8 protein-coding genes and 1 pseudogene are annotated in these 7,837 nt (G+C 46.0%); all 9 read left to right on the forward strand.

Going from position 1 to position 7,837, the window contains the following annotated elements; genetic code table 11:
• Window positions 1–174 precede the first annotated feature (174 nt).
• Window positions 175–831: a TetR/AcrR family transcriptional regulator gene (locus tag QVO97_RS03120; RefSeq protein WP_022358957.1), complete on the forward strand. Its 657-nt coding sequence runs from the start codon at window positions 175–177 to the stop codon at window positions 829–831.
• Window positions 828–1,556: pseudogene (locus QVO97_RS03125) on the forward strand (YoaP domain-containing protein); the annotation flags it as partial. The gene QVO97_RS03120 and the pseudogene QVO97_RS03125, both read left to right, overlap by 4 nt.
• Window positions 1,557–1,612: 56 nt before the next feature.
• Complete coding sequence (locus QVO97_RS03130) at window positions 1,613–1,729, forward strand: DUF21 domain-containing protein (protein WP_288188768.1); 117 nt, start codon at window positions 1,613–1,615, stop codon at window positions 1,727–1,729.
• Between the two features lie 106 nt (window positions 1,730–1,835).
• Entirely contained in the window at window positions 1,836–3,020 is a 1,185-nt protein-coding gene (locus QVO97_RS03135) for an AI-2E family transporter (protein WP_022358959.1), read from the forward strand.
• A gap of 3 nt (window positions 3,021–3,023) precedes the next feature.
• Window positions 3,024–3,185 (forward strand): hypothetical protein, encoded by a 162-nt coding sequence (locus QVO97_RS03140; protein ID WP_243034048.1) that lies wholly within the window; start codon window positions 3,024–3,026, stop codon window positions 3,183–3,185.
• Between the two features lie 418 nt (window positions 3,186–3,603).
• Entirely contained in the window at window positions 3,604–4,143 is a 540-nt protein-coding gene (locus QVO97_RS03145; RefSeq protein ID WP_022358960.1) for a histidine phosphatase family protein, read from the forward strand.
• Window positions 4,144–4,454: 311 nt separating this feature from the next.
• Window positions 4,455–5,237 carry an IclR family transcriptional regulator gene (locus QVO97_RS03150; RefSeq protein ID WP_022358962.1) on the forward strand — a complete coding sequence of 261 codons (783 nt, stop codon included), beginning with the start codon at window positions 4,455–4,457 and terminating at the stop codon, window positions 5,235–5,237.
• 244 nt (window positions 5,238–5,481) lie between these two features.
• Window positions 5,482–7,170, forward strand: coding sequence for a nitrilase-related carbon-nitrogen hydrolase (locus QVO97_RS03155; RefSeq protein ID WP_022358963.1), 1,689 nt, complete (start codon window positions 5,482–5,484; stop codon window positions 7,168–7,170).
• Window positions 7,171–7,186: 16 nt separating this feature from the next.
• Window positions 7,187–7,837, forward strand: a 651-nt coding sequence (locus QVO97_RS03160; protein WP_288188770.1) for a cytosine permease, incomplete at its 3' end; no start/stop codon positions are given.

Here is a 7,837-nt window from a genome sequence, read left to right on the forward strand (position 1 = left end):
ATACAGAATATAAAAAAATAGTACAGACAGCAGGAAGCAATGCGCTTGGCGAATTTGCGCCGGAGTTTGCACATTTTAACGAAAGGGCATAATTTTTTCATTCGTTCTTGACAAGTAACCATTCGGTAACTATAATGAAGTTACCGAATGGTTACTTTGATAAAGGAGATAATTATGGCAGAGGGTACAAAGGAACGGATTTTGAGAACAGCACTGGAACTGTTTGCGCAGAACGGCTATCTGGGGACATCTATGAATGACATTGCAGGGCAGTTAGGAATTACGAAAGCTGCTTTATATAAGCACTATGCCGGCAAACAGGAAATCTTAGATAAGATCGTGGAGCGAATGAATAAGATGGACTATGAGCGCGTTGAGGCATATGAAATGCCGGAAACGGAACCGGACGGCTTTGCGGAAGCATATCTGCATACACCAATTCAAAAAATTCGCACATACAGCCTTGCCCAGTTTGACCATTGGACAAAGGAACCGTTTTCCTCCAATTTTCGTAAAATGCTGACACTGGAGCAGTATCGTGATCCCAAGCTTGCACAGCTCCACCACGACTATCTGGCGGGCGGGCCTCTGGAGTATATGGCGGCCATCTTCCGCAAGCTGGCAGATTCTGATGAGGACGCTATGCAGCTTGCGCTGGAGTTCTATGGGCCGATGTATCTTTTATACAGTGTCTACGACGGTGCAGAGGAAAAGGAATCGGTTTCTTCCTTGTTGGCGACACACATTGATCGCTTTATTGCCAAGGTTGAGGCTGGTTACAGAGCAGAAGCTGCCGGGACAGCTGTTTTAAGCAGGAGGAATAACGGATGAACTATATTCGGATCACAAAAGACAATATTGACAAGGAACATATCTGCTGCGCCATGTCCGGCAAGCAGAGTGTTGCAAAAAAGGAATGGCTGCGGCAGCGCTTTGAGGATGGACTTGTTTTCTATCGCAGCGAAGAACGCGGCAAATGCTTTATCGAATACATTCCGGCTGAAAACGCCTGGGTGCCGATTGCGGCAGATGGTTATCTTTACATTAACTGCTTATGGGTATCCGGCTCCATGAAGGGACACGGATATTCGAATGATCTGCTGGAGGCATGTATCTGTGATGCCAGGGCGCAGGGAAAGAAAGGTATTTGCATTCTGTGCGCGGAGGGCCGAAAGCGGGAATTCCTCGCTGACCCGAAATTCCTTACCTATAAGGGCTTCCGTGTGGCAGACATATCCGACTGCGGGATCAATCTTATGTATCTTCCCATTGAATCGGGTGCACAACCGCCGTATTTCAAGGAATGTGCGAAACATCCGGTGATTGAAGAAGCAGGTTTTGTTCTTTATTACACCGATCAATGCCCATATACCTATTATTGGGTGCCAAGAGTGCAGGAGGCGGCGAAGGAACATGGTATTCCGTTTAAGGTTATCCATATCACTGATAAAGAAAGCGCACAGAATGTACCTGCACCGGTCACGACCTATGCACTGTTTCGGGACGGTCAGTTTCTGACACAGAGTATCCAGTCAGATAAAAAATTTCTGGCGCTGGCAGNNNNTTTCTGGCGCTGGCAGGTTTGCAAAATTGATTTTACTCCGCTATTTTTGTGTCGCTTTTTGATGAGATCACCCCAAAGGGTGTTGCGAAGGATACCCCTGAACGCTTTGCGTTGTTCAGCGCTCCGTTTATTCGCCTCTGGATTTGGGTCCTGACACCGTTGTAATACACAATAAAGCTATCGCGCGATTCACAAGGAGTGAGTATAAAGCCCTGCAAAAGTGCTTTCGGATTTAAAAAAAGGGATTCCGATACTGACAGAAAGGAAAAATATGGAGAAAAAATTGCAAAATCCAACCTCTAACAAAAATGAAACACCCGCACCGCAGGGAGGCAAATGGCCGGACGAGACGATCATTCGCTATATCATCCGTGCTTTTTTGCTGCTTATTGTATTCGCATGGGCGCTGGTAAACCTTGACGCTGTTTTGTGTTTTCTCGGCAAGGTGCTTGTACTGTTCACCCCGTTTCTGATCGGCGGCGCGATTGCTTTTTTGATCAACGTAGTTCTTCGGCCAATGGAATGCTGCTGGAACAAGGCGTGCCGCAAAGCTCCTGCAAAGCTGACCCGCCCCGTGTGCCTGACAGCAAGCACCGTGCTTATCCTTGGAATTCTATTTGCTGTGGTATTTATGATGCTCCCCAGCTTGCGGGAATCCGGCGATGAGTTTATCCACAACATTCCGGTCTATGTGGAGGAAATCGGGCGGTGGTGGGCTGACGTTGTCCAGTTTGCTGCAAAATATAACATTGTTCTGCCTGAATATGTCATAGACTCTGATCGGTTGATTGAGAAGGTCACCGCCTTGATCAGTGACAAGGAAAGCGGGATTCTCACCGTGACATGGGGCGCGGCAACCTCTGTCCTGTCAGTTTTTGTGGACGCCTTCTTGGGATTTGTTTTTGCACTTTATCTGCTTGCAAAGAAGGAGGCCGTCGCGGCACATTTGAAAAAACTCATTGAGACAGTCCTTCCGCAAAAGACGGCGCAGCGGCTTCTTAGGATTGCCGCGCTGACCAATCAGACCTTCACAAATTTTGTCAGCGGCCAGCTTACCGAAGCGGTTATCATCGGTGTTCTGTGCTTCTTTGGAATGCTGATTCTTGGGATTCCGTATGCTGGTGCTGTCTCCGCGTTTGTGGCCGTCACTGCGCTGATGCCGATTTTTGGCGCATGGATTGGCGGCGGCTTTGGTGCGTTTTTGATTCTGCTGGCGGAACCTGGCAAGGCTCTGTGGTTCATTCTCTTTCTGATCGTTTTGCAGCAGGTGGAGGGCAATCTGATTTATCCCAAGGTGGTCGGCAAGTCCGTCGGACTTCCTGGACTGCTTGTGCTGATGGCTGTTACGATTGGCGGCGAAGCATTCGGCATCTTAGGGATGCTGTTCAGCGTTCCCGTCTGCGCCGTGCTGTTCAGCCTTTATCTGGAGTTCATGAAGAAAGCAAGCACCCTTTAAGCTGTGGTCTATTCAACAAAGACCACGGCAATTATCGAGCATATTATTTACGATGAGATGGATGACCATTACGGCGCAGAGCCGGAATATCCCTGGAATGACTGGAAAGCTGTACTGAGGCGCAACGACAATAATAAATGGTATGGTTCTGAAAGTATCTGCTGATAAGTTGGGGGCGTCGGAAGCAGCCGGCATTGATCTAGGGCTGCCGTTCGAGGAAAAACGAAGGGTTTTCGAGGGAGGCAAGTCAAATGGAAGACGTTCGACTTGAATTATTCATTAGTTCTTGATAAGTAACCATTCGGTAATCATAGCGTAGTTATCGAATGGTTACTTTAATGAAGAAAATAATTATGGCGGAAGGCACAAAGAAACGGATTTTGAGAACAGCACTGGAACTGTTTGCGCATACGTGCCCAGTAAAGGATAGAGTTGTATCTTAACCTGAGTATAGTTATAATACAATTATGACAGCTGCTTTCCCAGGATTATCAATGACGGAAATGATGTATGACGATGATAGGCAGCAGGGAATTTCCTGGGTATAAAAAAGCTTGCGAAGCTAATGAGAAGGGATGACATCATGGGACATTTTTATTTTGTAAGACATGGACAGACTGTGTGGAATGTGGAAAATAAGATTTGCGGAGCAACAGACAGTCCGTTGACGGAGCATGGACGGCAGCAGGCGGCTGAAACCGGGAAAAATATTGTAGAAAGCGGAATCAAGGCAGATGAGATTCTGTATTCACCCCTTAGCCGTGCAGCAGATACAGCAAAAATTATTTCTGAAATGAGCGGGATTCCCTGCAGGGAAGAACCAAGACTCATAGAGCAGAATTTTGGAAAATGGGAGTCTACGCCGAGAGACGGCAAAGAGTTTAAGAAGGCGAAAGAGTCCTTTGCCTGCCGATATGAAGGGGGAGAATCCATGCTGCAGCTTGCGCAGCGTATCTATAATCTGCTGGATGAGATAAAACAGGAGTCCGACCATAAGACATATATACTGGTGGCACACAATGGAATCTCAAGGATGATTCAGTCGTATTTTACGGATATGACCAATGGAGAATTTGCATCCTTTGGCGTAAAAAACTGCCAGGTGGTGCGGTATGACTTCTAATATGTATGACCTTTCCGGTCAGGCTGTGTTCTCGACCAAGGGATATCGTTTGGAATTATGGAGAATGCGGAGAAGTGATATCCGGGAAAAAAACATCCTGGAGCGAGGTGGGCAGTAAAGCTTACCGGGAAGCAGCGGGAGAGTAAAAATCACGTAACTGTTCAGTAGGTCTGCGGATTTACTGCGCTGACCGTACGAAAACATGGGCCAGCAGGCAAAAATCCCATTGCCGTAGGCAATTTTTAATGGATTTTTGCGCGTGACTGTGAAGGTACTGAACAGTTACAAAATCACAAACTTAAGGAGGAGAGATGAATCCAAATAAAAAGGATGATGCGAGCTACCTGCAGACGGTTGGTCGTGCCCTAACTATTTTAGAAATGTTCAGACAGCAGAATACACTGTCTCTGCCGTCGATTGCCAAGGAGCTGGGGGTGGGAAAAACCATCGCCTATCGATTGGTACATACTTTGACCGAAGAGGGATTCTTAACACAGGATCCTTTTACGAAACAGTACTCTTTGGGAGAGCAGGTGCTGATATTGGGATTTTGTGCGGTGCATAGGCTGGATGTTAAACGAATTGCTCACGATTTTCTTTGGAATTTCCATGAGCGTACCAAGATCAGTACATATCTTACGATTCCGTGCGGAAATCAGAGTTTGTGTGTGGATCGTGTGGTCTCAGATAATACTGGGCGTTTGAGTTCGGTGTTTGTGGGTGGGGTATACCCGTTGTTTCGTGGGGCAAGCAATCGAGTATTACTGGCATTTGCTTCGCCCCAATTTCAAAGCAGTTATTTGAATAGCTTAGAGTTGTCAGAAGAGGAGAAAACTCAGCTGAAGGAGGATTTGAAAGGTGCTCGAGCTCGTGGATATGATATTACTCATAACAGGCTGACAGAAGGACTGTTTGCCGTTGGATTTCCTATCTATAACTCAGCTAACCAGCTAGTGGCTGGTCTGAGTGTAGGGGGAGTAGATGATTCGGAACGACCAGACGTTGTGGAGAAATATATCCAGCAGGGGCGTCAACTGGCTGTTGAGATCAATAATCAAATGGGTTCAAACTATTACAGTAGAATATCTGATTGATTTGTTGCAGATGCAAATATAGGTAATAATATAAGAAATCAGGACAAAAGAAATGGTCTTTTGCCCTGATTTTCTTTTTGTCGCAAAAAAGTATAGATATAAAACTAATTTATGAGAATTCAATGTAGTATATTGACAAGACTCTGATAAAATGCTAATATAACAACATAATTCCTATGAAAGTAATTATATTCCTATAATAGGAATTTCGGACAAATGAACGATAGAAAGGAGAGTGAGAAGCATGAAGTATAAAGGTGCAGCAATTCAATACGACTGCCATTTTATGGATAAAGAGAAAAACTTGGCTGCTCTGACGAACTTGGTGCGTCAGGCAGCAGCTCAAGGGGCGAAGCTCATTGTCCTGCCAGAAATGTGCGCCACTGGATACTATTTTGAAAGTATGGAACAAGCGGCCAAGATGGCAGAGTCAGTAGTAAATGGCCAGACGGTAGGATTATTGGAGAATTTAGCAAAGGAGTTAGACTGCTATTTAGTTGCAGGACTTCCTGAGCTGGATGGAGAGAGATTGTACAATTCAGCGGTTCTTATAGGACCAGATGGGCTGATTGGCCGACATCGAAAAATGCACCATTATGTTCCTGATAGCACATGGGCTAAAACGGGAGATGAACCGGTAAAGGTGTTCGATACCCCTATTGGGAACATAGGCATACAGATTTGTATGGATCTAAGTTATCCGGAAGGACCTAGGTTAAGCCGGCTTATGGGAGCACAGGTTTTGTGTTCGCCTATGAACTGGAACGAGTCCTCTATCCCATCAGATATCTGGCTGACACGTGCTAAGGAAAACGGTATGTATGTGATTGCTTCTAATCGGCACGGAAATGAAAAAGGATTCGATTTCTGCGGCGGAAGCGGGATTATTGATCCAGAGGGCAGAGTAGTGGCATGTCAGCCTCATGGGGATGGAATTGCTATAGCTGAGATTGATTTAGAGATGAAGCCGGATCGAAGCGATATTCCTTTACGCCGTCCGAAACTCTACCGTGAACTTCAGTTACAGCGTTATCCATGGTATCAGAGCCAGTATTACCAAGCATATGCTACGGAGCCATTGCTTGAGGGAAAGCAATTTTCAACGGCGGTATGCAGCATAAAGCCAGAGAATCGGGAAGAAGGTTTTATGGCTGTAAAGCAGGCTATCAGCCAAGCGGGGAAGCAAGGAGATCGCTTGCTGGTTCTGCCTGAATTGGTGCTTGGAGGTGTGCCTGATGACTTGCAGCAAGCACAGTGCATGGCCATTCGAGAGGATGATCCTGTGTGGAAAGAGCTGTCTTCTCTAGTCATGGAGAATCATGTGGATGTGATTCTGGGCTTTGTATTAGAAGAAAACGGGAAGCTATGGAATGCAGCAGCATGCTTGTGCGAAGATGGTTCTCGTCATTACTATCGGAAGAGTCATCTGACTGAGAGAGAAGCACAGTGGGCGGAAGCAGGAGACTGTGCCGGACTGGTCCTTGATCGCCCTTATGGCAGAATCGGTGTACTGTTAGGCAACGAAATTTTTATTACGGAAGTGCCTCGATTGCTGGCCAATAGAGGATGCGATATTTTAGCTGTTCCAGCAGTGGAAAATCCGTCGTGCCCTCCTGGTATTCCAGAGGTTCAACAGGAGGTGGAACATTATCATCTTGCTAGGGTAAGGGCTAATGAAAATAGTACATACGCAGCCTTTGCGGCTCAAAAAGGAGTGAGCGGCATATTTGGTCCAGATATGTTCCTAGTACCGCGGAATGAGGTGGTGCTCAACGAGAGCGGATTTGCAGATATGACAATGGATACTCGATTTATATTCTCAGATGAAAGTGGGTGTCCAGTGATAAACCTGGTTCGAGAAAAGCCAATGCTTGGGACCAGACATACTACATGGTATGACAAGTTGATAGAAGAAACGGATTGTGTGCTTTAAAAGAAGGGAGAGCCATATGAGTGATAAAAAACAGGATGTGAATGCTGTGACAACTGAGTCTAACGTGGAAGATCAGGATTATATTTATACCCCGGTTCCTCAGAATAAGCGGTACGGATGGATTAAGATGTTTTTCGTCTGGTTATGTTGGAATGTAGTAGTAGGAGACCTGGCTACAGGTACGGCGTTGGGATCCAGCATGAAGTTTCGGGATGCTCTCATTGCCCTGTCAATCGGTGATATTATATTAGTGGTGGTCATGATTATGACTGTGTATATCGGTTCAAAAACCGGATTGGCAGCAATGTCATTGATTCGGTTTACCGTAGGTCGGGTAGGAACTTATATTTTCTCGGCGATTATCTGTGTGACCTCCGTGGGTTGGTTTGCCACCCAGTTGGGCTTCTTTGGGCAGATTTGGTCTCAGTATCTTCCGATAAGTGTACCGATCCTGGCAGTGCTGGGCGGAATTATGATGGCATCTACAGCGATTAAGGGATTTAAGGGAATGGAGAAGTTAAGCACATTTGCAGCGATTCCGTTGCTTCTGTTTATTGTTTTGGCACTGGTTAACTGTGTAAGATTGATTGGCGTAGATTCTTTGTTCTCTTATAGCCCTACGGGAAGTCAGATTGGCACCATGGCTACTGGCGTTACCACAGTTATT

Origin of the sequence: Clostridium sp. CAG:43, assembly GCF_000434655.1 — a bacterium.
Taxonomy (GTDB): domain Bacteria; phylum Bacillota; class Clostridia; order Lachnospirales; family Lachnospiraceae; genus Otoolea; species Otoolea fessa.